We start from the raw sequence: 26,471 nt of genomic DNA, 5'->3' as shown, positions 1-26,471 counted from the left end.
TCACAATCGTATAAAGAAGTCGAGGTATGACCTACATGATCAGAAAATGGACTGACAAGCTACAGCTTGATCCCCCGAAAACACTCGTCCTTGGGTTCGCCCTGATTATCCTTCTCGGCACATTCCTGTTGACCCTGCCGAGCGCTACCGTCAACGGACAAGGACTGCCGTGGCTTGATTCTCTGTTCACCGCCACTTCGGCCACCTGCGTGACAGGTCTGGTCGTCGTGGACACCGGAACGACCTTTACGACTTTCGGTCAGATGGTCATCCTCTCGCTTATCCAAATTGGCGGTCTTGGCTTCATGACCGTCGCCACTTTCTTTTCCTTGATCATGCGCAAAAAAATCTCGTTGCGCGAGCGGCTGATCTTGCAAGAGTCGCTGAACCAGATGACGATGGAAGGCGTCGTCCGTCTGGCCAAAATGATCCTGATTTTCACCGCGCTGGCAGAGCTGATCGGCGGGGTTTTGCTTTCGATCCGGTTCGCCTTCGACTTTCCTTTGCCAAAAGCGATCTACTTTGGCTTTTTTCACGCCATCTCCAATTTCAACAACGCCGGCTTTGACTTGATGGGCGACTTCGCCAGCCTGACGGGCTATGTAGACGATCCGCTCGTCACGCTCGTCGTATGCTTATTGATTATTCTCGGCGGGATTGGCTTTATCGTCGTCAGCGATCTGTACGAATATCGCCATACGCGCCGCCTGTCGCTGCATACCAAAGTCGTCCTGTCCACGACTGCCCTCTTGGTGCTGGGCGGTACGGTGCTGATCTTCATTTTGGAGTATACGAACCCGAAAACGTTGCAGCCGCTCTCCATGCTCGGAAAAGTGCTCGGCTCGCTCTATCAGTCTGTGACGGCGCGAACGGCCGGGTCGAACACGCTGAGCATCGGCGACATGCGCCAGTCTTCGCTGTTCCTGATCATTTTGCTGATGTTCATCGGGGCTTCTCCCGGTTCCACCGGGGGCGGGATCAAGACGACGACGTTTGCCACGCTCATCGGTGCGGTCATCGCCCAGATCAAAGGGAAGGAAGACGTCATCTTTTTCCGGCAACGCATTTTGCCGCACATGATTTACAAGTCGCTGACCGTGACCATGACCGGGTTGTTCATCGTCATGGCCGTCACGATGGCTCTGTCCATTACGGAAGCAGGCGCACGTTTTGAAATGATTTTGTTCGAAGTCACGTCCGCTTTCGCCACGACCGGGTTATCGATGGGGCTGACCCCCAGTCTCTCCCCGATCGGCAAAACGCTGATCATTTTGACGATGTTCGCAGGACGGGTCGGGCCGCTGACGATCGCATTCGCGCTGGCCCAACGCAGGCAGAAAGAATACTTCCGCTATCCAAAAGGCAAAATCACGATCGGTTGAATGAACGAACGAAAACCCTGCCAGTTGTCCATTGGGACGCTGCGGCAGGGTTTTTCATCTTTTTCGTGCTTTTGCTTACTTATGCTGCAACTGTTTGGACAGCTCGTCGCGAACCAGTTGGCCCATTGCCACGGTGCCAATCGCTTTGCTCGGATCTGCTGCGATATCGCCTGTGCGGTGTCCGGCCTCAAGAACGGCCCACACGGCATTCTCGACCGCTGCCGCAGCCTCATCCATGCCGAGCGAGAGGCGAAGCATCATCGCTACGGAAAGAATCGTCGCCAGCGGATTGGCAATGCCTTTTCCGGCAATATCAGGCGCGGAGCCGTGCACAGGTTCGTACAGACCGAAGCTTCCCGCTGCCAGACTGGCAGAAGCGAGCATTCCGATCGATCCGGTCAGCATAGCCGCCTGATCGCTCAAAATGTCTCCAAACATGTTTTCCGTCACGATGACGTCAAACTGCTTCGGTGCGCGAACAAGCTGCATCGCGCACGAATCGACCAGCTGATGCGACAGCTCTACATCAGGGTAGTCGGCTGCAACGCGTTCGGCTACTTTGCGCCAGAGGCGGGAGCTTTCCAGGACGTTCGCTTTGTCGACGGAGACGAGACGTTTTTGACGCTTGCGGGCGATATCGAAGCCCACGCGGATGATTCGCTCCACTTCGGCTTCGTTGTAGATGCACTGATCTTCCGCTACTTCTCCGTTCGGGCCGTCGTAGCGCTTTTTCTCCCCGAAGTAAATGCCGCCAGTCAGCTCGCGCACGACAATCAGGTCTACGCCGGAAACCACTTCAGGCTTGAGCGAAGAGGCGTCGACGAGCGAGCTGTGCATGGTCGCCGGGCGAATGTTGGCAAACAATCCAAGCGCTTTGCGAATACCCAAGAGGCCAGTTTCCGGGCGCAGATGTCCCGGGTTTTGATCCCACTTCGGTCCGCCTACTGCGCCAAGCAGCACAGCGTCAGCTTGCTTCGTCAATGTGACGGTTGCTTCCGGCAAAGGAGTTCCGTCCGTGTCGATGGCAATTCCACCGATTCGGCCTTCCTCGCACGTAAATGTAACGCCTTCGCGCTCTCCTACAAGCTGAAGGACTTTGACTGCTTCCTGCATGATCTCCGGTCCGATACCGTCACCAGGAAGAACGGCGATGCGATAGTTTTTCTTCATCGTTTATCCCGCATTTCTTTTCTGTAATGGTTTTTCGTTCCTTGCTGGTTCCTGTTCCTATCCAATACGCTTTCTTTCTAGTTCACAGCCACTGGCACCGATTCCCCGCGACGCTCCAAAATTTTGTTGATGGCGCGTATATAGGCAATCGCGCTCGCTTCCAGCACGTCCGTACTGACTCCACGGCCCGTAACCGTCAGCTCGCCCTGTTGCAGACGGACATACACTTCGCCGAGCGCATCCTGGCCGTGCGTTACCGAAAGAATTTTGTAGTCAATCAAAGTGACTTCTTCTCCAGTCGCACGGTCGATCGCTTTGTAGATCGCATCGACAGAACCATTGCCAATCGCTGCCTCTTCTACGACCGAATCGTCAGCCCGCTTGAGACGAACGCTGGCGGTCGGCACGGAAATGTTGCCGTAGGCGAGTTGAACCGATTCCAGCTGGAACGCTTCCTGGCCGCGAACGATTTTGGTATCGATCAAGGCAAGAATGTCGTCGTCCGTAATTTCCTTTTTCTTGTCGCACAATGCTTTGAATGCGGCAAAAGCGGCGTTTACTTCCTCTTGGTCGAGGTGGTAGCCCAGTTCCACCAGCTTTTCCTTGAAGGCGTGGCGGCCCGAGTGCTTGCCGAGAACCAGTTTGTTTGACTTGAAGCCGACCGACTCTGGACGAATAATCTCGTAGGTGGTAACTTCCTTCAAAACGCCATCCTGATGGATACCGGATTCGTGCGCAAAAGCGTTCGCTCCTACGACGGCCTTGTTGCCCGGCACGATCATTCCGGTCAAACGGCTCACCAGCTGGCTGGTCCGCGCGATTTCCTTCAAGTGCAGCTTGGTTGTCGCCTGGTAGTAATCTTTGCGAGTCTCAAGAGCGAGCGCGACTTCTTCCAAAGCAGCGTTGCCGGCGCGTTCACCGATCCCGTTGATCGTGCCTTCCACTTGGGTCGCTCCGCCTTCTACCGCTGCCAAACTGTTCGCGACAGCCATTCCCAGGTCATCGTGGCAATGACAGCTCAGGCGGATTCCGTCTGTAGCCGGCACGCGCTTTTTCAACTCGCGGAAAATGTTTCCGTACTGATAAGGCGTCATGTAGCCAACCGTGTCCGGAATATTGACAGTCGTAGCCCCAGCCTTGATGACTGCCTCCACTACCTCGGCCAAAAAGTCGATCTCTGTACGCGCTGCATCCTCAGCAGAAAATTGTACTTCCGTGAAATACTTTTTCGCATACGTGACTGCCTCCACCGCACGAGCAAGGACTTGCTCCTTGCTCATGTTCAGTTTGTACTGGCGGTGGATCGGAGAGGTTGCAAGAAAGACGTGGAGGGATGCGTTTTGCGCGTTGCGCAGCGCTTCGTACGCCTTATCCATGTCGTCTTTGACGGCACGTGCGAGACTTACGATGGTGGAGTTTTTCACCCGCTTCGCCACTTCGGCCACAGACTTTTGGTCGCCCGGGGAAGCAGCCGCGAAGCCGGCCTCAATTCTGTTTACGCCCAGCTTTTCCAGTTGGAGGGCGATCTCCACCTTTTCGTTCGTGCTAATGTTGACGCCCGGAGACTGCTCCCCATCACGTAATGTCGTATCAAAAATCTCAATGGTCCGCATGAACTTTTCACCTCCACATTTTTTCCTACATTATATATGTCTCTTTGTAACGATCCTTATTGACCGATTTTCGCTTCTTCTTTTTTCGTGTCTTTGTTCAGCCAAGACATCATGCCGCGCAGTTGTTGACCTACTACTTCGATGCCATGTTCTGCTTCCAGACGGCGGCGGGAAGTGAAGCCAGGGCGGTTCGCTTGGTTTTCCAAGATCCAGTTGCGAGCGAAAGTACCGTCTTGGATTTCAGCCAGCACTTTTTTCATTTCTTTGCGAGTCTCGTCTGTGATGATGCGGCGGCCTGTGCTGTAGTCACCGTATTCCGCTGTGTCACTGATCGAGTAGCGCATGCGAGCCAGACCGCCCTCGTACATCAGGTCGACGATCAGCTTCAGCTCATGCAAGCACTCGAAGTAGGCGATCTCAGGGGCGTACCCTGCTTCTACCAGCGTATCGAAGCCTGCTTTTACCAGCTCGCTTGCTCCGCCACACAATACCGCTTGCTCACCGAACAGGTCTGTTTCTGTCTCTTCACGGAAGGTTGTTTCGATTACGCCTGCTTTGGTGCAACCGATTCCGCTGGAGTAGGCCAGAGCGAGGTCTTTCGCATTGCCAGTCGCATCCTGATAGATCGCGATCAGACCAGGTACGCCGAAGCCTTCTTGGTATACGCGGCGAACGAGGTGACCAGGGCTTTTCGGAGCGGACATGATGACGTCAACGTCTGCTGGCGGCACGATTTGCGCATAGTGGATGTTGAAGCCGTGGGAGAAGCACAGTGCTGCGCCGGATTTCAGGTTTGGCGCGATCTCGTCGCGGTACACTTGCGCCTGGCGCTCGTCTGGCATCAAGATTTGCACAACATCAGCGCGCTTGGTTGCTTCTGCTACCGTCAAAACTTCAAAGCCGTCTTTAGCCGCTACATCCCAGGATTTCCCGGGGCGCAGACCTACTACTACTTTATAACCGCTGTCGCGCAGGTTTTGTGCTTGCGCATGGCCTTGGCTGCCATAGCCGATGATCGCGATTGTTTTGCCACGCAGTACCTCTTTGTTTACGTCCGCTTCATAATACATTTTTACCATTTGTGTAGCCTCCCTGAAATATCGTTTAGTTTGAATTTCTATTCTGAATTTTGCAATTTAAACCGTTGCTGCGGCTGTTGCTGGAACAATACTGCGCGCCATCGCTACTGATCCGGTGCGGGTCAGTTCGAGTACCCCATAGCTTTGCAAAAGGACAAGCAGCGCGTCGATTTTTTCGGTGTCACCCGTCACTTGCACGATCAGCGAAGTCGGCCCGACATCGACGATCGCGGCGCGGAACGGCTCGACGATCCCGTTCAGCTCTGCCAGCTGGCTTGGCGAAGCACTTACCTTGATCAGCGCCAGCTCTCTGGAAACATAAGGATTTTCGCTGAGGTTCGTCACCGAGATGACATCGATCAGTTTTTGCAGCTGCTTCATCAGTTGTTGAATCTGACGGTCATCTGCGCCTGTGGTAATAATCATCCGGGACAGACCTTGTTCTTCTGTTCCGCCCACCGTGATGCTGTCGATGTTATAGCCGCGCTGCCCGAACAAGGTAGCGACTCGGGTCAAAACGCCGGGGTGATCGTTGACGAGTACGGCGATGGTATGTTGTTGCATCCTAATCGTCCCCCAATTCCATCTGATCTAATGTGTCGCCTGACGCTACCATCGGATATACGTTTTCTTCCTGCGCGACGCGGAAGTCCACTACGACTGGCCCATCATGCTTGAGCGCCTCTGCCCAAACCGCTTCCGCTTCCTCTGGTGTGGTTGCACGCAATCCTTTGACTCCGTACGCTTCCGCCAGTTTGACGAAATCCGGGCTGCACGTCAGATCGATTTGGCTGTAACGATTGTCGTAGAACAATTCCTGCCATTGGCGAACCATCCCCAAGCACTGGTTGTTCACAATCGCGACTTTCACCGGAATGTTGTACTGGGAGACAATCGCCAGCTCCTGGTTTGTCATCTGGAAGCCGCCATCGCCAACCACTGAAATTACTGTGCGATCAGGATGCGCGATCTGTGCGCCGATCGCTGCCGGGAAGCCGAAGCCCATCGTGCCGAGGCCACCGGAAGAGATAAACGAGCGCGGATGCTTGAACTTGTAGTATTGTGCTGTCCACATCTGGTGTTGTCCAACGTCTGTTGTGACGATCGCTTCCCCATCTGTGGAGCTGTACAGAAGCTCGATGACTGCTTGCGGCTTCAGCACGTCGCCGTCTTTTTTGTACTTGTACGGATACTGGGCTTGCCATTCTTTCAACTGGCTGATCCACGCTTCGGAATCGCAAGTGCGGGCAACCGGAATCGCTTTGGCCAAGGTGCTTTTGACATCTCCAGCCACCGTTACGGCTGTTTCCACGTTTTTGCCCAGCTCTGCCGGATCGATGTCGACGTGAACGATGCGAGCTTTCGGCGCAAATTCTTTTGTGCGGCCCATCGTGATCCGGTCATCGAAACGCGCGCCCAGCCCGATGACACAGTCTGCGTTCAGCAGCGCCTGGTTGGCGGTGTAGTTTCCGTGCATGCCCGGCATGGCGAGCGCCAATTCGTGCGTTCCAGGGAAACCGCCAAGACCCATGAAAGTGTTGATGACAGGGATGCGAGCCTTTTCGGCAAAAGCGAGCAGCTCTGCTTCGGCTTTCGAGGCGATGATGCCGCCGCCTGCCAAAATGACCGGGCGCTTCGCTTCGCCAATCGCGGTAACAAATGCTTGCACTTCTTCGTCTGTCGGCACGAGCGTGTCGCGGTAGCCGCGAATCTCGACTTTGTCCGGGTAGGTGAACGGCGCTGTCGCATTCGCCACATCTTTTGGAATATCGATGAGCACCGGACCCGGACGTCCTGTCGTTGCGATGTGGAACGCTTCCTTCACGATGCGCGGCAGATCGCGGATATCGCGGACGAAGTAGCTGTGCTTTGTAATCGGGATCGTGATCCCTGTAATGTTCGCTTCCTGGAACGCGTCTGTTCCGATCAACGACTGGGCTACGTTTCCGGTGATGCACACCAGCGGAACCGAGTCCATCTGGGCTGTCGCAATTCCCGTTACGAGGTTGGTCGCCCCCGGCCCGGAAGTGGCGATACATACGCCCGGTTTGCCAGTGGCGCGGGCATATCCGTCAGCAGCGTGGATAGCGCCTTGCTCATGGCGGGTCAAAATGTGCTTGAAGTAGCTCCCGTACAAGGAATCGTAGATCGGGAGAACCGCTCCGCCTGGATAGCCGAAAATGTACTCGACCTGCTCCAGGATCAAACAGCGCAGAAGCGTTTCTGCTCCTGTCACTTCCTCACCGAACTGGATCGGTGGCATGCCGTTCTTTTTCTGCAATTCGGCCATTTCAACACTCATTTCCTCTCCTCCTCCCACTTCTCAACAGGTACCTATAAACAATACCTATAGACACATAGAAAAACCCTTTCGCCCCGACACGGTTCGATTTCCATGTCTTTTGGGGCGAAAGGGTTCGCGGTACCACCCAACTTTATCGGCGCCTCACGGTCAGCCGATCTCAGCCAGTCACAATAAATGCGGACTGTAACACGCTAACGGGTGTTAATCGGTTTTGCCTACTATGTGATTTTACGCACATTTCAGCAAAACAGCTCGGAGGTGAGCAATGCAACGTACCCGATACCCGTTTCTCAGCAATCAGGGCTCTCTGTAAAAGGGGAGACGTGCACCATCCTCGTCATAGCCTGCTATTATAACAATATTTCTAATATTGTTGTTGTCAGAAAATAAAGTGTTACGTCTGATTATAGCTAGGCACTTTTGGGGTGTCAACGAAAACAAAAAGATTTTACTAGACTTTCGTCCGAACGAGTGCTCAATAGAAAATGGCGGAACGGCGCGGTTTTTGCGTGAAAGCGGATACATTTTTATTCCGGCTTGTCCCCGTTTTGGACAAGGAAACGGAACGGCACTGCCGTCCCTTCCCCCTGTTTTGGGAACACGTTTATCTCTGTTCGCGCAGACCCTCGATCAAAATGCTGGCGATTTCCGGGCGGGTAAATTCCGGGGGCGGAGTCTTGCCGCTGCGCAGCAATTCGCGCACTTTTGTCCCGGAAAGCGTCAGGTGCAAGCTCGCGTCATGCGGGCAAGTCTTCGCGGTCGCCATCCCCTGGCAAGCCGTGCAGTAAAAGCTGTGTTCGAAAAACAAAAGCTGGATACCCAGCTCGCCTGGCTCAAACGCAGAAAAGATGTGCTGCGCGTCATACGTCCCGTAGTAATCGCCGACTCCTGCATGATCGCGGCCTACGATGAAGTGCGTGCAGCCGTAGTTTTTGCGGACGAGCGCGTGAAAAACCGCCTCTCTCGGCCCCGCATAACGCATGGCTGCCGGAAAGGCGGCGAGCAGCACGCGCTGTTTCGGATAGTAATTTTCCAGCAGGGCGAGATAGCTTTTCATTCTCACTTGCGAATCGATATCGTCCGACTTCGTCTCCCCCATCAACGGGTTGAGAAACAGCCCGTCAACGATTTCCATCGCCGCTTTCTGGATGTACTCGTGCGCCCGGTGGACGGGATTTCTCGTCTGAAAGCCGACCACCGTTTTCCAGCCTTGTCTGGCAAAGCTTTCTCGCGTTTCCTCCGGCGTCAAATAATACTCGGCAAAGCGCTTTGGCCTCGGTCTTTTCAGCACTTGCACAGGACCGCCCACATACAGGCCCGGCTTCTGGGCAAGCTTCTTCACGCCCGGATGCGCCTGATCGGCCGTGCGAAATACTTGTCTCGCTTCCCGTTCCTTGTCCGGCTCATAGCAGCTTTGCACGTGAAGAACCGCATAATCCTCCCCATCCTCCCCGCGCAACAGCACCCTGTCTCCCGGCTGAATGTCCGCATACACGAGCGGATCGACAGCAAGCGTTACCGGCAAAGGCCACACTGTCCCGTCTGCGAGCCGCATCGTCTCGACGACAGAGCGGTAGTCTGCCTCGTTCATAAAGCCTGTCAGCGGCGAAAAGGCGCCAATCGCCAAACAATCGAGATCGGACAAGGTCCATTCGTCTATCGTGATCACTTTTTTGACACTTGCGTTGTCTGCCGCTTCCGCCTGGTTCACCAGCCGATTGATAAGTGTTCCGCCGTGCGGCAAGATCGTTTGCATGCCAACTCCCCCTCTTCCTCTCCTACTTGTGCAGACCGCACTCGGTCTTGTCAAAGCCGGCCCAGCGCCCTGCACGCGGATCTTGCCCCGGGAGGACAGGCCGGGTGCACACACTGCAGCCAATGCTCGGATAGTGGCGATCATGCAGCGGATTGTAAGGGACCTGATTTGCATGTATATATTCCCACACCTGATCCATCGTCCAGTCCGCAAGCGGATTAAACTTCACCAGATTGAATTTGTCATCCCATTCCACTTTTTTCGCATGGGCGCGTGTTGGCGCCTGATCGCGTCGTATTCCTGTAATCCACGCGTCGTAGCCGGACAAAACCCGCTGCAATGGCTCTACCTTGCGAATTTGGCAGCAAAGATTCGGGTCGGTTTCCCATAATTTTTCTCCATGCTTCTCTTCCTGCTCAGCCAGCGTCATCTGTGGCAACACCTGGATATACTTGGTCTGGTAACGCTCTTGCAATTTGTCCCGCGTCTCGTAGGTTTCGGCAAAATGCTTGTTCGTATCGAGATAAAAGACGGGTATGGTCGGCGCCAGTTTGTGCAACATGTCGATCAGCACCACATCTTCAGCACCAAAGCTTGAGGCGAGGACGAGATTGCCTGCGAAGTTTTCTACCGCCAGAACCAGCACATCCTGTGGCAATTTGGCTTCCATCCGGTATGCCCATACCTGCAATTCCTCATCCGCCATCCTCTGGCGATTGCTCATCAGCGAAACTCCCTTCCTGCTAGGATTCACCCACCATCATATGTGGAAAATCCGGAAGTGGAGATTCGTCCTGCCGACAAAACTGCATCGCCCACGCCAAAATGAACGAAGCGATCAGACATCATGCCTGATCGCTCCTCGCGGTATTTCGCTGTTATTTCTTTTCTACTTTCACATCGCCTTTGGCAGGCGGGATAATAAATGTGCTGCTCGTAGGAATCGTATTTTTGACTTGATCCACTTTTTGCACAAGCGGTGCGCCTGTCACGAAAACGACTGGTGCTACATAGGCATCGTCTTTTTCTTTGGCAAATGCTCCCGGAACGAACAGCGCCGAACAAACAACCGCAGTAGCACCCATCATCATCATCCATTTTTGCTTTTTCATATATAATCTCTCCCTATCCAATGTTTTCCTTTGACACTTTTATTGTATGGCAGGAGGCAGTCCCTCCGACACGGACGGAAGATTGTTTTTCTCTCCAACCTGAGACGGAAGTGCCCCTACGTCCCACGCCCATTTTTTGGCGTCAATAGCCGTTTGACTACTCCCGTCTGTACATGCTGTCTTGCGTCTGGAAAAAGGGAAAGGCCGTTATATGCAAAAAAGCCGACCATCTCCCCACGGGGAAAAGGTCGGCTCGTGATGCAGCTGATTAAGCGTTCAGCTTGCCTTTTGCAACTGTTGCCAGTTCGTTGAACGCAGCTTTGTCGTTAACAGCCAGATCAGCCAGCATTTTGCGGTTCACTTCGATGCCAGCCACTTTCAGGCCATGCATCAAACGGCTGTAGGACAGACCGTTCAAGCGAGCTTGCGCGTTGATACGAGTGATCCACAGTTTGCGGAAGTCGCGTTTCTTTTGACGGCGATCGCGGTATGCATAAAGCAGGGATTTCATTACCTGCGCATTAGCGGATTTAAACAGGCGATGTTTGGAACCGAAGTATCCTTTCGCCAGCTTCAAGATTTTCTTATGACGACGGCGTGTAACAATGCCACCTTTTACTCTTGGCATACTAAACTCCTCCTGGTCTTTCCAGCATGGCGGCCTACTGCTAGGCGCTTAGGGAGCTCATGCTGCGTAATGTGTGTAGTGATACAAAAACTTACAGGTAAGTGAGCATTTGCTCAATACGTTTTTGATCGCCTTTGGAAACGAGTGCAGCTTTGCGCAGGTGGCGCTTGGCTTTCGTCGATTTGTTAGCGAACAAGTGACTACCAAATGCGCGGTCGCGCTTCAATTGGCCGCTTCCAGTCTTTTTGAAACGTTTCGCAGCAGCCTTGTTGGTTTTCATTTTAGGCATCTGAAAAATCCTCCTGTCTAAACTACTATCTTACTTTTCCGCTTTCGGAGCCAGAATCATGATCATGCTGCGGCCCTCGATCTTCGGTTTACGCTCAGGCGTAGCGAGATCTTCACACTGGGCAGCCACACGTTCCATAACGCCAAGGCCGATTTCGGAGTGGGTGATTTCACGTCCACGGAAACGGATCGTACACTTCACCTTGTGATGATCCTCCAAGAACTTGCGGACGTTGCGAAGCTTGGTTTGAAAATCGTGTTCCTCGATGTTGGACGAAAAACGCACTTCTTTCAGCTCGATGATCTTCTGGTTTTTCCGTGCTTCTTTCTCCTTTTTCGCCTGCTCGTACTTGAACTTTCCATAGTCCATGATACGGCAAACAGGCGGTTTGGCTGTAGGAGCAACGTTTACCAGATCCAGTTCGGCTTCCTGGGCAATGCGCAACGCTTCCCTAAAAGGTACGACTCCCAATTGGCTCCCGTCAGCACCGATCAAACGGACTTCACGGGCACGGATCGCTTCGTTGATTAACATTTGATCCTTGCTAATACTTGCCACCTCCGTCAATTTCGAGAAGGAACAAAAATGTGCGAACGCATCTGCGCCCGCACATATCTCACCTAAGCAATTTCATCAGATCCAGGGATCTTTGCATAAGAGTTACCTGTCAACAGTCGTGGAAGACGTCGACGCAGGTGAGAAGCTGGGCGCCTCTGCTTGTTCTCGAAGTATGAAGTGTTTATACACTCAATTCATGATACAGGTTATAGTTGTCTTTGTCAAGGCTTATCACATACTATCCTCCAATGTGCGACATTTCCACCTTGGGACGTTTTACGAGGCCAGGCGTCTCATTCAACCGCTCTTCTGAATATCGTTCATCGCGCATGCTCCAGATCGTCTGAATCTGCGCCCTGATCTCATCGTCGCTCGTTCCGTTTCGCAGCGGCTCGCGCAAATCCTCTCCCGTAGAAGCGAACAAGCAGCTGTACATTTTGCCCTCTGCGGACAGCCTGGCGCGGGTACAGGTTGAGCAAAAAGCTTGCGTCACAGAAGAAATCAGCCCGATCTCCTGATCCCCGTCCTCGTAGCGATAGCGCGAAGCGACCTCCCCGAAGTAATTTGCCTCGATCGGAACAAGCGGCATCTCCTGGTGAATCATGCGGACGATTTCGCTGGACGGCACGACCTGATCCAGCTTCCAGCCATTGGAGTTTCCGACATCCATAAATTCAATGAAGCGCAAAGTATGCCCCTGCTCGCGGAAGTATTTGGCCATCGGCAAAATATCTTGGTCATTCACTCCCCGCTGCACGACCATGTTGATTTTCACGCCAAGACCTGCTTCAGCCGCCGCCCGTATGCCGTCCAGCACAGCTTCTACCGGATAGCCCCTGCCGTTCAATGTGCCGAACCGCTCGTTGTCCAGACTGTCGAGACTGACTGTCACGCGGTCAAGTCCTGCTTCCTTCAGAGCCTGCGCGTGGCGGACGAGCAACGAACCGTTGGTGGTCATAGCGATGTCGTGAATACCTGCTACTTTTTTTATCATTTCAATTAACACAGGCAAGCCTCTGCGCATGAGCGGCTCTCCGCCTGTAATTCTGATTTTCTGGACGCCAAGCGAGGCGAAAATGTCGGTCAGTCGAACAATCTCTTCAAATGAAAGCAGCTTGTGCTGCGGCAAAAATTCAAAGTCCGGTCCAAAAATTTCCGCAGGCATGCAGTATCTGCAACGAAAATTGCATTTGTCTGTCACGGAAATACGCAAATCGCGGAGAGGGCGATTTCGTGTATCAACGAGTGGCGACTGCTCTGGCATTGGCTGTCACTCTCCTTTTTCCTAGCGTATCATATCCACGATCGGGCGTAATAGCTTTCCTGCACTTTCGCCTGGTTGTTCCTATGCAAAACCATAATATTTTGCTTGAAAGTGTAAATAGCTCATTTTTGCTATTCCCTTTTTGAATTAATATAAGCTAATATGACTATATATTGTGAAATTGTATAACTGAAAGTGGAAGCGATGATCAGCGATTTGTATGTGGGCACTTGAATGGCTGGGAGTGAGTAGTGCAACCGACCCTATTATTGCTGTAGGGTCGGTTTATTTTATCCCAGAACATTTGTCGTGTCCACTATCGCCAATTCACTCACCAAAGCACCATTGACGTATGCTCTCTTCCCCCGTTTTGAAGCGAACGACTAAAAAAGAGAAAAGCAAAGAATCCGGAGGTCTGCATGCAATTTTTTACGAAGAAAACAAAGCCATGGACAGAGTACGTAAAATCCTCTCACACGACTGACATCGATCAAGTAGGAGAACGAGTAAAGGAGCGCTTGTCCTTTTTAGGGGTGGATCAAGACACGCTCGCCCATGTCAAAAATGCTGCCGAAACGCTTTCGCCCTTTAAAGCGAAGATTGTCGACCAATTTTACGGCGCAATCACGGCTGTTGATCAATTGCAAAAACTGATTCTCGACCACTCAACACTAGGAAAATTGAAACACACATTGGAGTTGTATCTTGAACAGTTTCTGCAGGCGAATGTGGATTACGAATACGTGAAGACGAGAATTGTGATTGGACAAGTTCACAGCCGCATTCATCTGACAGCCGATCATTTTATCTCCGCTCATCATATGTTGATTCAGATCATGACATCGATCTTGATGGAAAAATGGAGCCATCAGCCGCATCAAATGATGCAAATGGTCACATCCGTCCAAAAACTGGCAGCGTTCGATCAGCAACTGATCGTGGAAGTATATATGGAAGAGACGTTCAAATCATTTTTGTTCGGCATCTCCGACATGTTGAATCATATGACACAGCTCGATACGACCAAACAGCTCATCTCGGGCATGGACGAACAAATTGAGGAAAGCCACAGCGTGACAGCAGCTACGGAAGAAATGAGCGCTTCCATTCAGGAAGTGGCCAACCACGCTATCAAGGTGGCGGAAGGAACGGACGATGCCGTCCACTCCGCAGAACAGAGCAGGCAGATCATCAATGCCGCGCTGGGAGACATCCGGCAAGTCGGGCGCGTCTTCGAAGAGGTCATGGGCCGCGTCAACAAGCTCGATCAGGAGATTCACCAGACCCAGGATGTCGTGCATATTATTCGGGAAATCGCCGAGCAAACGAATCTGCTCGCCCTCAACGCCAGTATCGAGGCTGCGCGGGCAGGCGACCAGGGGCGCGGCTTCGCCGTTGTCGCCTCAGAAGTTCGCAAATTGGCCGAGCATACAAAAGAACAAATCAGCCAAATTACAACCAATATGGCATCGTTGCAGCATGTCTCCAATCAGGTGACCCAGCAAATGGACGATACAGGCAAACTGGTTGAGCGCTGTGTGAGTGAGGCCCAATACGCTGACGTCGCCTTGAACAAAATTGTGACCGCGATGCAGGAAATCAGCCAATCGACCTCGCAAATTGCCGCCATGACCGAGGAGCAGGCTTCTTCCGTAACGGACATTGCCCGCCGCAACTCCACGATTTTTGACTTGAGCGCGCATTCGCAGGAAATCGCCAAGGATACGGCCCAGCTGATTTTGGAATTGAGCCGAAAAATGGACGATTACCGCAAAACGTTCTTTACGATCAACGTCAAGCTCAGCTCGAAAGACATCGTCCGCGTGGCAAAAACCGACCATCTTCTGTGGAAATGGAAAATTTACAACATGTTTTTGGGCTTGGAGCACTTGAACGCAAGCGAAATGGGCTCCCACCACACATGCCGTCTCGGGAACTGGTACTATGGCGAGTTGTCTGCCCAAGTGCGAAACAATCCGATCTTCAAAAAGCTTGAGGAGCCGCACCGGATGGTTCATGCTTACGCCAAGCAAGCCGTCGAGCAGTACCAGGCTCAAGATCTGGCGGGAGCGCAGCAAACGTATCTCTTGCTCCAGGAGGCATCGAGCGAGGTCGTCTCCCTGTTGTCCCGCCTGGAGTCCGCTCTGTAATTTCCTTTCACGAATCACGAAAAAAGCAAAAAGGGCAGTTCTCTTCATCGCGGAAGAGACTGCCCTTTTTCATGACCGTTTTGTTGTTTTTACTTCATTTCGTTGATTTCAGCGCGGATTTTTTCCACGAAGGCATCCACAGTCATGGCACCTTCGTCGCCTACGCCGCGTCTGCGAACAGACAGTGTGCCGTCAGCCATCTCTTTTTCACCGATGACCAGCATGTACGGGATTTTTTGCACTTGCGCTTCGCGGATTTTGTAGCCGATTTTTTCGTTGCGCGCATCCAGCTCCACGCGGATTCCTGCTTGTTGCAGTTTTTCTTTGACTTGCTCTGCATAAGGAATGTGTACCTCGCTGATGTTCATCAGGCGAGCCTGAACCGGAGTCAGCCATACTGGGAACGCCCCGGCATAGTGCTCGATCAGGATGCCGATGAAGCGCTCCATCGAGCCGTACATCGCACGGTGCAAGACAACCGGACGGTGCTTCTCGTTGTCCTGGCCAATATAAGTCAGGTCAAACTTCTCTGGCATCTGGAAGTCGAGCTGGATCGTTCCGCATTGGTGGCGGCGTTTCAACGCGTCAGTAATTTGGAAGTCGATCTTCGGACCGTAGAAAGCGCCGTCGCCTTCTTTGATCTCGTAAGGCATTTCCAAGTCTTCCAGCACCTTTTTCAAGGAGCTTTCCGCAGTTTCCCACAGTTCGTCGGAGCCCATGGAATCCTCTGGACGAGTCGAGAGCGCTACGCTGTATTCGAAGCCGAAGACGTTGTAAATTTTATCGATCAGTTGAATCATGCTCTTGATTTCGTTCTGGATCTGGTCAGGACGAACGAAGGCGTGCGCGTCATCCTGGCAGAAAGTCCGAACGCGAAGCATGCCGTTCAGCGCACCGGAATACTCGTGGCGGTGCACCTGACCAAATTCGGAGTAGCGGATTGGCAGGTCGCGATAGGAGTGCATCGCATTTTTGTAAATCAGCATGTGTCCAGGGCAGTTCATCGGCTTCAGCGCATAAGTCGCGTGCTCGACCTCGGAGAAGTACATGTTTTCCTTGTAGTGATCCCAGTGGCCGGACTCTTTCCAGAGACGCTCGTTCATGAGGAACGGAGAGCGCACCTCTGTGTACTGCGCCAACTGCTGCAGGCGGCGGGAGAATTGCTCCAGCTCGTTGCGGACAGTGAAGCCGTATGGCAGGTAGAACGGCATGCCTGGAGCTTCTTCGGAGAACATGAACAATCCCAGCTCTTTGCCCAGTTTGCGGTGATCGCGTTTTCTCGCCTCTTCGATGAAGTGCAGATATTCATCCATGTCGGCTTTTTTCGGCCAAGCTGTACCGTATACGCGTTGCAGCACCTGGTTTTCCGCTTTTCCGCGCCAGTATGCGCCTGCTACACTCATCAGCTTGAACGCCTTGATGAAGCCAGTCGATGGCAAGTGCGGGCCGCGACAGAGGTCGAAAAACTCGCCCTGCTCGTACAAAGTAATGGTAGCCTCGTCTGGCAGATCGCGAATCAGTTCCAGCTTGAGGTGATCGTTCAGATCGGAGAAGATTCGAATCGCCTCATCGCGGCTCACCACTCTGCGGCGAATCGGCAAATCTTCTTTCACGATTTTTTCCATTTCGGCTTCGATCTTGCCCAAATCCTCTGGCGAGAGTGCTACCGGAATATCCATATCGTAGTAGAAGCCATCCTCAATCACGGGACCGATACCGAATTTCACTTCGCTGCCGTAGATGCGGCGTACAGCCTGGGCGAGCAAGTGAGCGGTACTGTGGCGATATACTTCCAATCCGTCCGGTGTATCGAGAGTGACGATTTCAATCGCTGCATCATCCTCAAGTGGCGTGTACAAATCCACCACTTTGCCGTCTTTTTTACCGGCTACTGCTTTTTTCTTCAGGCTTGCGCTAATCGAGCCTGCGATCTCTTCGATGGTGATCCCAGCATCATACTGACGAACTGCGCCATCTGGGAATGTTACGTTAATTTGTGCCACCTTGGATTCTTCCTTCCTGTTTGTTTTTGAGAAAATAAAAAACACCCATCCCAAAAAGGGACGAGTGCATTCTCGCGGTACCACCCTAGTTCAAGTCTGTTTGCATAAAAAGGAACACCGAAACAGACTCCTCATGACATGATAACGGTATGGGAACCGGCAAACCGATAGTGGAAGCAAACGCGCTTCGTTCCCGGCTGCTACTCGAAGGGGGTAGATCCATATGATCTCGCAGCAAGCTCCCAGCCTAGGCCCGCCTCTCTAGAGCGATCTTCATATCGTCCATGTCCTTCTCATCGTATTTGTAAGCCATATACGTTTGTTGTTGCTTATTATAGTGGACTCGGATTGTTCCCGTCAAGTACACGTCTTTGCCCAATGCATAATGAACAGGAATGGCACGTAATCAGCCGGCTGTCGAAAATGCTGCGTATCGTTTGCGCAAGCCCCGGCCTGTCGCCAGCCATGTGCAGCACGATACTCTCAGGAGCCAGTGTAACCAAGGCGCTGACCAAATAATCCTCGTCTCGGCACTTTTGTTCGTCCATGCTGAGCACGGAATCAAGCTGCTCCAGCCAGAGACGGTCTCCCTGTTTGTCATAAAGATGGAAAGGTTTGTCCACACTAGGAACAACATGGACCACTTCCTGTTTCACTTCCTGCACGGCGATGAAGTAGCGCAACAGCTCGACAAATTCCTGGTATTGCTTGTCTTCCAGATATTCGTCAATCCCGGACTCCACCAGTTCAAACAGCTCGTTCCAATGCTCTTGCAGCCGGAACCGGATGAAACCCAGGACGTTGATCGTCCGCTCCTGCTCCAGATACAAAAACGCCTTGCGGTAAACATTGGCCTTGCGGGTCGTGGCAGCCAAAAGCTCGCGGCCATCCTGCTCGATTTCCTGGCACATGCGCTCGATGTAGGGCAAAATTTCTCCCCATTCTTCTTCCAGTTGTTCTGCCGCCAACAGATCGGCAGCCATTTCCTGCATGATGTCCGCTTCCTTGACCTGTGTCACCCACTCTGCCAACGTCAATGCCACAAAAGCTCTCGCCCACTCTATCGTCTGCGCATCATATTCTTCTTCGCACCAGCTTTGAAAAAGGAACGTGCAGTAGTCCTCCTGCTCTTGCTCCTTGTATGTAATGCGCACCGGGGCCGTATTGACTCGCTCCAGCATTTCGTTTACGATCACGCGATACGTGCCACTATGCTCAGGGACATTCTCCAGCAATACGCGATACGTTTGCATTTTCATCCCCCCAACCGCAATTGTAGTTACAGTATATGTCCCTTGATTGGCGATATACTTTTAAACGATTGGAAACCGGGGATTGGAAAATGGGGTCGTTCCATATGAAAAACGCGCTCCCTCATCACTTCCCCTTTGACAAAGGCTGGTGATCAAGCAGCGCGTGGAAACAGCTGGTATATCAATTAGTTTTGCATCACAAAATCTTTCTCTGCCATCTCGCCGTCCTGGAACACGCGCAGGATGTCGTACTGGGTATTGCGCTGGGCAGGGATTTTGCCTGCTCCGCGAATCAGTTCGAGAATCTGGTTGGTGTTCACTTTGTACGTACATGCGGCGGCTGACACGACATTTTCTTCCATCATCGTCTGACCGAAGTCGTTTGCTCCGTAAGAGAGCGACAATTGGCCGTAGTGCGGGCCCATGGTGACCCAGGAAGATTGGAAGTTTTCGATATTGTCCAGCATGAGTCGGCTGATCGCCAAAGACTTGAGGTATTCTTCCGGCGTGTTGTTGACGGCCTTCATGTTGGTGTTGTCCGGCTGGAACGTCCAGACGATGAACGCTTTGAAGCCGTGCGTCTCGTCCTGTGCTTCACGGATGCGCAGCAAAGACAGCACGCGCTCCTCCATCTCCTCGCCAAAGCCGATTACCATCGTCGCCGTACCTGGCAACCCGATGCGGTGAGCAGCTTTTTGCGTATCGATCCACTCTTTCCAAGAGCCTTTCAAACGGGAAATTTTGCGGCGCGTACGGTCGTCGAGAATTTCTCCGCCCGCTCCCGGCAAGGAATCCAGCCCCGCTGCCTTCAGCTCTTTGAGCACATCCTCGACCGACATGTTGGAGACTTCCGCGATTTTGATGACTTCCGCTACCGACAGCGAGTGCATGGTGATTTTCGGAAAACGTTCCTTGATCGCCCGCAGCAGGTCGGTAAAGTAATCAATTTTCAAATCCGGGTTCGTTCCGCCCTGCATCAAGATTTCCGTACCGCCTACGTCTACGGTCTCCTGAATCTTTTGGAAAATGGTTTCTCTTGGCAGTACATAGCCTTCGCTTGAGCCTGGACGACGGTAAAAGGCGCAAAAGCGGCAATACGTATCGCAAATGTTCGTGTAGTTCACATTTCGGCTGATAACAAACGTGGCAATTGGTTCCGGATGATGCTTTTGCATCACCAGATTGGCGTAGTGTCCGATCTTTTCAATTTCGTTGCTGGCAAACAAGGCCAGGCCGTCTTCCAGGCCCAGTCGTTCCCCTGCAAGGGCACGCTCCAATATAGCATCGATCATCAGGATCACTCCTTGTACCATACGTAAATTCCATCCCACATGATATCACACTCGGGACATAACGGCTATAGCCCGAGGTGCTGCCACAAACAGGAGCTTTATGCAAAACAGCCCCGCAAAAAGCAGGGCTGCCCGATATTTCTTGTTCTTTTATCATTCAAATCCGATCTGCTCATACACTTCCGGTTCCCAGTAGATGACCGTTTGCGAAAGTGGCAGATTGGTTTCACGCGCACCATTAGGCTGACCGTTAAAGTAAATGATTTCAGTCACGGCTACCCGGTCTCCGCGCACGTCAATTTCTCCTGTCAGTTGCACGCTGGTTCCATCCGGCGCATAAAAAACGACTTTCCCCGATCCCAATGTCTTCATGGGCTCCTCCCAACGCTGTATGTCCTTCTTCTCTATACTAATGGATATTCTTTCCTATCGTCAATGGAAAAGCTAGGGACTTCCTGACCACGACTCACGCATACACAGGGCCGTTTCGCTCAGGACGAATCTCCTTAAAAGCCGGAAAATACCAGGAAAATGTAACCCCCCGGTGTAATCAATCGTATTTCTATCTGTTTGGATCAGCCCGCTTTTTCGGTCTTTGTCCGCACGACCAAGCATATCCTAACTACTGAAAACCGCTTTTTTCCTGTATAATTGATTCCCGAGAGGAAATGTGCTTAAGGAGATGCTCATGCTCGATCAAATCACAGAACTTTTCATGCAATATGGAATATGGGGCCTCTTTGGCATGGCATTTTTGGATTCGTTCATCAGTCCGATTCCTCCTTTTTTTATGCAAATTGCGATGAGTCTGCTTGACCCCGGATCGGCCCTCCGCTTTGCAACGGTGGCTTTTACCGCCTCGATTCTTGGGGCGCCAATCGGATTTTTGCTCGGCAAGTGGCTGGGGAAACCGCTTTTGCACAAGCTGCTCCCGGAAAAATGGGTCGTGGTCGCCACCGAGAAATTCGCCAAAAACGGAGACGCTGCGGTGTTGATCGGCGCATTTACGCCCATCCCGTTCAAAGTATTTACCGTATTGAGCGGCGTTTTCAACTATTCGCTGACAAAGCTGATGCTCTTTGCCATCGTCGGTCGCGGCCTGAAATTTTTCCTGATCGGTACGTTGTTTTACTTGTACGGCAAACATGCCAAAGTGTTGCTGGACGAATACTTGGAAGTCTCATTGCTCGCAGCCGCTGCACTTGTAGCCGTTGGCTGGTTCATCTGGAACAAACGCAGAAAACGCTATGCCTGAGATGAAAAACGCCCAAGCAACCTCGAATTGGCTGCATGGGCGTTTTTTCCTTTTGATGCGATTGGTTACGTGGCGAACAAAAAGGCAGACTGCTGCTGTAGCGCCTCCAGCGGGATCGGCTCATAGTCCAGAAGCTCGCGGAAAAAATGCACATCCAGCAGCTCGTCACCCTGGATGCCCCGCTTTGTCTTCGGCAGCAAATGCTTGTTTGCGTACAGCTTTGCCAGCACGTATTTGCGGGCATTGTTGTCTCGCAGCAGCTGATCCTCTGCTTCGCTGACGATGCAGGAAAGCGTGTACAAGTCAATCATGTGGTCGGCGAGCGCCTTCAATTTATAGCTGAGATAATCAGGCGACTGCTGGAGCAAATAAGCAATATTCTCCTCCAGTACAGCAAGCTCGGATTGCAAAAGCTGGGCGAACGGCCGGGAAAAGGCATGGTGCCAGCCTGCCGCACGCGAACGCAACAGCCGGATCAAGACCGCATGGCTGTTTTCTTTTTGCATGACGCGCAAAATGTCCAGCGCAAGAATGTTCGAAGTTCCCTCCCACACCGTCAACACCTGCGCATCCCTCAGCAAGCGCGGTGTGACATACTCTTCGATAAAACCGTTGCCGCCGTGAATCTCGATAGCTGTGTGGGCGGCTTCCACCGCTTCCTCTCCCGTCCGGTATTTCAACAGGGGAATCAACAGCCGGCAAAGCGCCAAATTGTCCCTGCCCCCCGAACCATCCTGTACGCGGTCGTAGACAGCAATCATGTCGAACACGGCGCCTGTGCTTACTTCCGTATCCAAGAGCAGGTTGACCAGCATTTCTCTGACCATCGGGTACTGGTCGATCGGCTTTTGAAAAGCACGCCGCTCGCTCGCGTAATATTTGGCTTCATACAAGGCTCGGCGCATGATTCCGACCGATGCGATCGCATTGCAAATTCGCGACAAATTCAGCGCTTCCGCCATGTATTTGAAGCCATTTTCCGGCTGTCCGATCAAATAGCCTTCCGCGCCGTGAAGCAGCACCTCCGCAGACGGCACTGCGTTCACTCCGAGCTTATCTTTCAAACGCCGAACCTCAATCTGGTTGCGCGTGCCATCCGGCCGAACCCACGGGACGAGAAACAGCCCCAAGCCTTTTGTGCCCGGCTTGCTGTCGTCGATTCTCGCAAGCACCGTGGCGACCATCGCGCCCGCATTGCTGGCAAAAAATTTCTCGCCCGTCAACTGATAGACGCCCGGCTTCCCAGCTGTCGGCTTGGCAACCGTGAGATTCGCCCCGACATCCGAGCCGCCCTGACGCTCCGTCAGCCAAGTGGCTCCCTCGTACAGCGAACGGCGATCCCGCGAGGTCAGCCCGCTCAGGTACTGCTCTTTTTGCTGCTCATCCCCGTATTTATCGATCAAATACGCCGCCGACATCGTCAAGGTCACCGGGCAATAAAAGCCTGGCTCGGTCTGGCTGACGAGGTAGCCCAGCAAAAAGGAGTAGCTGTACGGTGCCTTGAACCCAAGCTCGGGAATGTCGTGGTACAAATAATGGACGATCCCCGCCCCGTACACGTCAGCCACCGTCTGCTTGTAGCCTTCGTTGGTGATGATCTCGGAAACGTCTTCGCCAAGGCGATTGTATTTGCGCAAGTGCGGCTTGCCGTCCCGATCGGTATAGGCTGCCCGCTCATCCAGCGGCCCCGCCGCATGTGCCCCCAGCCAACCAAGCTGCTGCTTCGCCCAATCGTGCATCGGCGCCGGCAAATACCGCTCCAGCAAAAAAGCAAGGTTGGGGTCTGCCGCAAAAAAGTTTTGCTGGCTGCCTGCGCGCGGGTGAGGGATGTTGTCGCTGTAGCGGCGCTGGTCGATTTTCGCTTGCAGGTCGCTCATGTCAGCTCCACTTCCTTTTGCGCAGCCGAATCGCGCAAAGCATGCTTGAGCACTTTTCCGCTCGTATTGCGCGGCAGCTGGGCGAGGACTTTCACCTGTCGCGGCAGCTTGTAATCGGCAAGGTGTCCGCTCAAAAAGCCGCGCACTTCTGTCAGCCAATCGTGCGCCGGATCAGCCCCTGCAACAAGCACTACATAGGCGGTAACCGTCTCGCCCCACTCGGGATGGGGCAGCCCCACGACAGCCACTTCGGCAATCGCCGGGTGACGCTCCAGCAGCTGTTCAAGTTCCTTCGGGTAGACATTGACTCCGCCCGTAATCATGACATCCTTTTTCCTGTCGACGATCCACAGGAAGCCGTCCTCGTCGAATTTTCCGATATCTCCCGTGTAAAGCCAGCCGTCGCGCAGCGCCTCGCTCGTCGCTTCCGGGTTGTTGTAATAGGCTTTCATCGAGCCTGCTCCGCGAACTCGCACCTCGCCAGGCGTACCTGCCGGGACAGGTCTGCCCGCTTCGTCGACAACCTCGACTTCGGCGAACAGGACGCCGCGGTTTCCGACGCTGCCCACCTTGTCCGGGTGCTCGCGGTGCAGCAGGCGAGTGCCCGTCGGCCCTGCTTCCGTCAGCCCGTAGACGCAAGCCAGTTTGTCCCTGCCGTACGCTTGCTCCATCTGCGCAGCCATTTCCTTGGACAGAGGAGCGCCTCCGTACATCCAAAACTCCACGGATGACAAATCGTACCGGGCGAACTCGGGATGCTTCATCGTCAGCAAGTAAGCAACGGGCGCCCCGAAAAAGTGGGTAATCCGGTGCTTTTGCACGAGCGACAAGAGAAGCTCCGGCGAAAACGTGAGCGCCATCACTTGCGTCGCTCCGACCATCAAGCCTGAGATAAAAAACAAGTGCAGCGGCGCTGAATGGCTGAGCGGCATGAGCTGGAGGATGCGAGAGCGATGCTGGATCGACAGTTCGATGGCCATCATGGTCGCGACGGTCAGCAAGCTTCTGTGCGTGTACAAAACACCTTTTGGCCGGCCCGTTGTACCTGACGTGTACAAAATGCTGACTTCGCTGTCTTCTGTCAAGTTCGGAGCATCCGGGTCGATCGCAAATTCATCCAGCTTGCCGAGAACGTCTTCGCCTGTCTCCCAAGCTACTGTTCCCAGCCAAACGCCCTGACTGCCGCCCGTCTTGATGGCAAGCAGATTCGTTCCTTGTTCGATCCATTCGTTGACCGCGTGCACGAGAGCTTCGTGAACGATCAGTGCTTTCGCCCCTGCATGCTCGCATATGTAGCGCACTTCCTCCTGGGTCGACCGCGCATTGATCGGTACGACAAGCGCCTGGCAGCGAATAACGGCTATGTAAAAAACCGCAAACTCCGGACAATTCGGCAGCATCAAAACCACGCGATCTCCTGGCTCGACGCCATGCTCTCTCAAACGATAGGCCCACCTGCTCGCCTGATCATTCCACTCGGCAAAGGTAAGTTCTGCATCACCTGCGACAAGTGCAGGCTTGTCGGGATATTTGCGTCCGTTTACAGCAAGCAAAGCTGATACGTTCATCGGTTCCCCTCCCCATGTTCTTCCAGCAATTTTTGTTCAAACCCCAGCTTGTAAGCGAGAATATCTTCCCGCAGCAGCGACAGCTCCCTGATCTTGTCGTCAATTTCCGCCAGCTTCTGGTTGCCGTAATCAATGGCACGCAGCAACTGGGCGCGACCGCTGCGATCCTCGCCAAACAACTCGATCATTTCCCGGATTTGCTCCAGCGAGAAGCCGAAGCGCTTTCCCCGCATAATCAATCGCAGCCTGGCCCGATCCTGGCGGCTGTAATACCTGATCCCCCGCTCAGTTCGAGCCGGAAAAATCAGGCCGACTTCCTCGTAGTAACGAATCGTTCTCGTGCTGACATCCAGTTCGTGAGCAAGATCAGAGATGGACCATGGTGCTTGCTTTTCGTCGCCTTCTCTGTTCATCGTCTCCTGCTCCTTTACCTTTCTTTTCTAATATTCAGAAATAACTGATTAACCATATTTTACCTTCCGTTTACGTTAACGTCAACTGCCGCCCCGATCTACCGAAAAATTTCGCTGGTGCAATCACCGATCTGGCATACGCCCATATATTGTCATTGTGAGTTTTATGAGGAGGTGAAGCAATGGCCGTTATCAAAGCGAACAGCAATGACGTCGATATGTTGGCTCGTTTAATGCGCGCGGAAGCGGAAGGCGAAGGCGAGCTGGGGATGCTGATGGTGGGGAATGTGGGCGTCAACCGGATTCTCGCCAACTGCCTTGACTTCAAGAACATACGGACGATGCGAGATATGGTCTATCAATCTCCGGGCGGATATGAGTCTGTGCAAAAGCCGTACTTCTACCAGCGGGCACGTGAGCGCGAAAGACGTTTGGCCCAGCGAACGATCAATGGCGAGCGGACACGTCCAGCCACCAATGCGCTTTGGTTTTACCGTCCTGTCGGCAATTGCCCTGCCACCTGGTGGGATCAGGCAAACTCCGGGCGTTACAAGGCGCACTGCTTCTTCATTCCAACCAGAGCCGATTGTCCGCGCGTTTTTTAACAGATAGATAAAAGGAGCGAGTTCATCATGAGTCAGCAAATCCCATACCAACCGTATCCTTACGGGTATGAAATGTATCCTTCCGCACAGTTTCCTTTTGGCATGCAGCAACAGCAGCAGCCGCAATTGGTTCCTATGCAGCCAAGCGGCGCGCTGATCCCTGGCACGCCTTATACGCCGGGGCAAGTCATGGAAGAATCGTACATCGAAAACATTTTGCGCATGAATCGCGGCAAAGTCATTACCGTTTACCAGACGTTCGAGAACAACAGCCAGTGGAACGCGAAAATTTTCCGCGGCGTGCTGGAGACAGCCGGGCGCGACCACATCATTCTCAGCGACCCGCAAACGGGCAAACGCTACTTGCTGCTCATGGTCAATACCGACTACATCACAGCCGACGAAGAGCTGAACTACATTCCTCCGACACTTCCTCAGGGGGTACGTTAAGCTTTACCAAAAAGACAGTGTCCATCTCTCGTTCAGATGGGCGCTGTCTTTTTGCTATAATGGGGCGATAGGCAAAGCATGCGCTTGTGCCACACATCTTTTCAACAGAAAGAGGAGAGCATTCGTGGCATTCGGCATTTCACGAGCAGAGTTAAACGAGTGGAAACAGGCGGTCCGGCGCGGAGAGATTGCTTTTCTGACGCATTACTGGCTGGACCCGCGTTTTCCTGAGATGAAAACCGTGACAAAAGTAGGCTGCGCCGATCCAAACAAGCTGGTGGAATGGTGCCGCCAGCACGGCTTGAATCCCGCCTATATTCACAACCGCGCCGCTTTTCCCCACTTTGACCTGATTGGCCCGAGGCAAATCGAGATTTTGCAGCAGATCGGATTGCACGACCACCTGGAGCGCTTTCGCCTGCTCGACTAAAAAACAGGCTACCCTCCAG

General features: G+C 53.1%; 25 protein-coding genes and 1 riboswitch. Of the genes, 6 read left to right on the top strand and 19 right to left on the bottom strand.

What is annotated here, in order from left to right:
* Positions 1-35 precede the first annotated feature (35 nt).
* Positions 36-1,382, top strand: a complete 1,347-nt coding sequence (locus tag EDM60_RS06010) for a TrkH family potassium uptake protein (protein WP_122963264.1) — start codon at positions 36-38, stop codon at positions 1,380-1,382.
* 75 nt (positions 1,383-1,457) lie between these two features.
* Here EDM60_RS06010 and leuB read toward each other — a convergent pair whose 3' ends face one another.
* From leuB to moaA, 12 genes are all read right to left on the bottom strand, one after another.
* Entirely contained in the window at positions 1,458-2,552 is a 1,095-nt protein-coding gene (gene leuB, locus EDM60_RS06005; RefSeq protein ID WP_122963133.1) for a 3-isopropylmalate dehydrogenase, read from the bottom strand.
* Positions 2,553-2,629: 77 nt separating this feature from the next.
* Positions 2,630-4,165 (bottom strand): 2-isopropylmalate synthase, encoded by a 1,536-nt coding sequence (locus tag EDM60_RS06000; RefSeq protein WP_122963132.1) that lies wholly within the window; start codon positions 4,163-4,165, stop codon positions 2,630-2,632.
* A 56-nt stretch (positions 4,166-4,221) separates the two neighbouring features.
* The gene (gene ilvC, locus EDM60_RS05995) at positions 4,222-5,244 is read right to left on the bottom strand and encodes a ketol-acid reductoisomerase (RefSeq protein ID WP_122963131.1); all 1,023 of its coding nucleotides are present in this window, start codon (positions 5,242-5,244) and stop codon (positions 4,222-4,224) included.
* 57 nt (positions 5,245-5,301) lie between these two features.
* A complete protein-coding gene (ilvN, locus tag EDM60_RS05990; protein WP_063228706.1) occupies positions 5,302-5,808 on the bottom strand; it encodes an acetolactate synthase small subunit in 507 nt (168 codons plus the stop codon).
* Position 5,809: 1 nt separating this feature from the next.
* Entirely contained in the window at positions 5,810-7,546 is a 1,737-nt protein-coding gene (gene ilvB / locus EDM60_RS05985; protein ID WP_122963130.1) for a biosynthetic-type acetolactate synthase large subunit, read from the bottom strand.
* 607 nt (positions 7,547-8,153) lie between these two features.
* Positions 8,154-9,305: a sulfate adenylyltransferase gene (gene sat / locus EDM60_RS05980; RefSeq protein WP_122963129.1), complete on the bottom strand. Its 1,152-nt coding sequence runs from the start codon at positions 9,303-9,305 to the stop codon at positions 8,154-8,156.
* A gap of 22 nt (positions 9,306-9,327) precedes the next feature.
* Positions 9,328-10,029 (bottom strand): phosphoadenylyl-sulfate reductase, encoded by a 702-nt coding sequence (locus tag EDM60_RS05975; RefSeq protein WP_063228703.1) that lies wholly within the window; start codon positions 10,027-10,029, stop codon positions 9,328-9,330.
* A gap of 154 nt (positions 10,030-10,183) precedes the next feature.
* Positions 10,184-10,417 carry a hypothetical protein gene (locus EDM60_RS05970; RefSeq protein WP_063228702.1) on the bottom strand — a complete coding sequence of 78 codons (234 nt, stop codon included), beginning with the start codon at positions 10,415-10,417 and terminating at the stop codon, positions 10,184-10,186.
* Between the two features lie 268 nt (positions 10,418-10,685).
* Positions 10,686-11,045: a 50S ribosomal protein L20 gene (rplT, locus tag EDM60_RS05965; protein WP_063228701.1), complete on the bottom strand. Its 360-nt coding sequence runs from the start codon at positions 11,043-11,045 to the stop codon at positions 10,686-10,688.
* Positions 11,046-11,136: 91 nt separating this feature from the next.
* A complete protein-coding gene (rpmI, locus tag EDM60_RS05960) occupies positions 11,137-11,334 on the bottom strand; it encodes a 50S ribosomal protein L35 (RefSeq protein ID WP_012685334.1) in 198 nt (65 codons plus the stop codon).
* 30 nt (positions 11,335-11,364) lie between these two features.
* The gene (gene infC, locus EDM60_RS05955) at positions 11,365-11,868 is read right to left on the bottom strand and encodes a translation initiation factor IF-3 (RefSeq protein ID WP_005829338.1); all 504 of its coding nucleotides are present in this window, start codon (positions 11,866-11,868) and stop codon (positions 11,365-11,367) included.
* Positions 11,869-12,130: 262 nt separating this feature from the next.
* Positions 12,131-13,156: a GTP 3',8-cyclase MoaA gene (gene moaA / locus EDM60_RS05950; RefSeq protein ID WP_122963128.1), complete on the bottom strand. Its 1,026-nt coding sequence runs from the start codon at positions 13,154-13,156 to the stop codon at positions 12,131-12,133.
* A gap of 188 nt (positions 13,157-13,344) precedes the next feature.
* Positions 13,345-13,427: riboswitch (cyclic di-GMP riboswitch) on the top strand.
* A 148-nt stretch (positions 13,428-13,575) separates the two neighbouring features.
* Here moaA and EDM60_RS05945 point away from each other — a divergent pair.
* Positions 13,576-15,306 (top strand): methyl-accepting chemotaxis protein, encoded by a 1,731-nt coding sequence (locus EDM60_RS05945; RefSeq protein ID WP_122963127.1) that lies wholly within the window; start codon positions 13,576-13,578, stop codon positions 15,304-15,306.
* An 89-nt stretch (positions 15,307-15,395) separates the two neighbouring features.
* Here the strand turns inward: EDM60_RS05945 and thrS are convergent, their stop codons facing one another.
* The 4 genes from thrS to EDM60_RS05925 all read right to left on the bottom strand — a co-directional run bounded on the left by thrS (position 15,396) and on the right by EDM60_RS05925 (position 20,226).
* The gene (gene thrS / locus EDM60_RS05940) at positions 15,396-17,309 is read right to left on the bottom strand and encodes a threonine--tRNA ligase (protein WP_122963126.1); all 1,914 of its coding nucleotides are present in this window, start codon (positions 17,307-17,309) and stop codon (positions 15,396-15,398) included.
* A gap of 332 nt (positions 17,310-17,641) precedes the next feature.
* The gene (gene ytxC, locus EDM60_RS05935) at positions 17,642-18,562 is read right to left on the bottom strand and encodes a putative sporulation protein YtxC (protein WP_122963125.1); all 921 of its coding nucleotides are present in this window, start codon (positions 18,560-18,562) and stop codon (positions 17,642-17,644) included.
* Between the two features lie 185 nt (positions 18,563-18,747).
* Positions 18,748-19,854, bottom strand: coding sequence for a cyclic dehypoxanthinyl futalosine synthase (gene mqnC, locus EDM60_RS05930; RefSeq protein ID WP_122963124.1), 1,107 nt, complete (start codon positions 19,852-19,854; stop codon positions 18,748-18,750).
* Between the two features lie 153 nt (positions 19,855-20,007).
* Entirely contained in the window at positions 20,008-20,226 is a 219-nt protein-coding gene (locus tag EDM60_RS05925) for a hypothetical protein (RefSeq protein ID WP_063228695.1), read from the bottom strand.
* Between the two features lie 316 nt (positions 20,227-20,542).
* Here EDM60_RS05925 and EDM60_RS05920 point away from each other — a divergent pair, with 316 nt between their 5' ends.
* Positions 20,543-21,109, top strand: a complete 567-nt coding sequence (locus EDM60_RS05920) for a YqaA family protein (protein WP_063228694.1) — start codon at positions 20,543-20,545, stop codon at positions 21,107-21,109.
* Between the two features lie 65 nt (positions 21,110-21,174).
* Here the strand turns inward: EDM60_RS05920 and EDM60_RS05915 are convergent, their stop codons facing one another.
* The 3 genes from EDM60_RS05915 to EDM60_RS05905 are packed head-to-tail and all read right to left on the bottom strand — an operon-like array spanning position 21,175 to position 24,967.
* Positions 21,175-22,986 (bottom strand): acyl-CoA dehydrogenase family protein, encoded by a 1,812-nt coding sequence (locus EDM60_RS05915; protein WP_122963123.1) that lies wholly within the window; start codon positions 22,984-22,986, stop codon positions 21,175-21,177.
* Positions 22,983-24,554 carry a class I adenylate-forming enzyme family protein gene (locus tag EDM60_RS05910; RefSeq protein ID WP_122963122.1) on the bottom strand — a complete coding sequence of 524 codons (1,572 nt, stop codon included), beginning with the start codon at positions 24,552-24,554 and terminating at the stop codon, positions 22,983-22,985. The genes EDM60_RS05915 and EDM60_RS05910 overlap by 4 nt, the downstream gene beginning before the upstream one ends.
* Positions 24,551-24,967 (bottom strand): MerR family transcriptional regulator, encoded by a 417-nt coding sequence (locus EDM60_RS05905; RefSeq protein WP_122963121.1) that lies wholly within the window; start codon positions 24,965-24,967, stop codon positions 24,551-24,553. The genes EDM60_RS05910 and EDM60_RS05905 overlap by 4 nt, the downstream gene beginning before the upstream one ends.
* Before the next feature lie 182 nt (positions 24,968-25,149).
* Here EDM60_RS05905 and EDM60_RS05900 point away from each other — a divergent pair, with 182 nt between their 5' ends.
* The 3 genes from EDM60_RS05900 (at position 25,150) to EDM60_RS05890 (ending at position 26,452) form a co-directional block, all read left to right on the top strand.
* Positions 25,150-25,572 carry a cell wall hydrolase gene (locus EDM60_RS05900; protein ID WP_122963120.1) on the top strand — a complete coding sequence of 141 codons (423 nt, stop codon included), beginning with the start codon at positions 25,150-25,152 and terminating at the stop codon, positions 25,570-25,572.
* A gap of 27 nt (positions 25,573-25,599) precedes the next feature.
* A complete protein-coding gene (gene gerQ, locus EDM60_RS05895) occupies positions 25,600-26,022 on the top strand; it encodes a spore coat protein GerQ (RefSeq protein ID WP_122963119.1) in 423 nt (140 codons plus the stop codon).
* A gap of 124 nt (positions 26,023-26,146) precedes the next feature.
* The gene (locus EDM60_RS05890; protein WP_122963118.1) at positions 26,147-26,452 is read left to right on the top strand and encodes a hypothetical protein; all 306 of its coding nucleotides are present in this window, start codon (positions 26,147-26,149) and stop codon (positions 26,450-26,452) included.
* The last annotated feature ends 19 nt before the right edge of the window (positions 26,453-26,471 follow it).

This window comes from Brevibacillus parabrevis (assembly GCF_003710905.1).
Taxonomy (GTDB): Bacteria; Bacillota; Bacilli; order Brevibacillales; family Brevibacillaceae; genus Brevibacillus; species Brevibacillus parabrevis.
Note: the sequence above shows the minus strand (reverse complement) of the source record. Positions and strands in the feature narration are given on the sequence as shown.